Source organism: Exiguobacterium sp. SH31 (assembly GCF_001816105.1).
Taxonomy (GTDB): domain Bacteria; phylum Bacillota; class Bacilli; order Exiguobacteriales; family Exiguobacteriaceae; genus Exiguobacterium; species Exiguobacterium aurantiacum_A.
The window spans coordinates 1-804 of the sequence record NZ_LYTG01000022.1 but is presented as its reverse complement, the minus strand read 5'-3'; the positions used below and the strand labels follow the sequence as shown (position 1 = coordinate 804).

The window sequence follows — 804 nt, the reverse complement described above, 5'->3', positions numbered from 1 at the left end:
CTTCATTTTCTTCTTAAAGATACATAAGTCCACGAAAGCGGCTTGGAGGTTGTTACAGAGATGGATTACGGAATATACGGAATTTTAATTGGAATCATTGTCATCGCTCTAGGAGCAATGTTAGGTAGTATGCTAGCTAGACGAAGTTTTTATCAGAAAATTGATGATTTGGATATGAGGAAACAAGGCATCCTGAGTGCGAGTGTCCCGGCCGAGCTTCAAAAGTTCAAACAGTGGCCGATGGAAGGCGAAACGAAAGAAAAATTCGAACGCTGGCACCAGTCGTGGGATGAACTCGTCAGCGTCCACACGGGTCAAATCGATGAGGCGCTATATCGTTCAGAGGAAGACCTCGACAAATATCGTTTCCTTAAAGTCAAATCAGACTTGGCTGCGACCGAACAGTTGATCGAAGAACTCGAATCGATGGTCCACGCGATGCTCGATGAGATGGCAGAGTTTAACGACTATCATGCCTCCCTGCTAGATATCGTCAAAAAAGACGAGAAAGAACTGTATCAGTTCCGCAAGACGCTCATTTCTCAAAATAGCGCTTTTGGCCCGACGTACGATCTCGTCGAAACCGAAATCGCTGTTGCGGAAGCGAAACGGACCGAGATGATGACCCTCAAGCAAGAAGGGCAAGTCTCAGAGGCGTTCATGGCCGGCCAAGTCCTGTCTGAAAAGGTGACGAAGATCCGTGAACTCGTTCAAGTGATCCCCCAGTTTGTCCGGACGGTTCAATTTGACTTAAAGCACCAACTGAATCAACTGCGTGCGGGTCATAAAGAAATGCAGATGGAT

1 protein-coding gene is annotated in these 804 nt (G+C 46.8%); it reads left to right on the top strand.

What is annotated here, in order from left to right:
* Positions 1-60: 60 nt before the first annotated feature.
* The coding region (locus tag A6395_RS03175) for a septation ring formation regulator EzrA (protein ID WP_286203273.1) at positions 61-804 on the top strand (744 nt) is incomplete at its 3' end.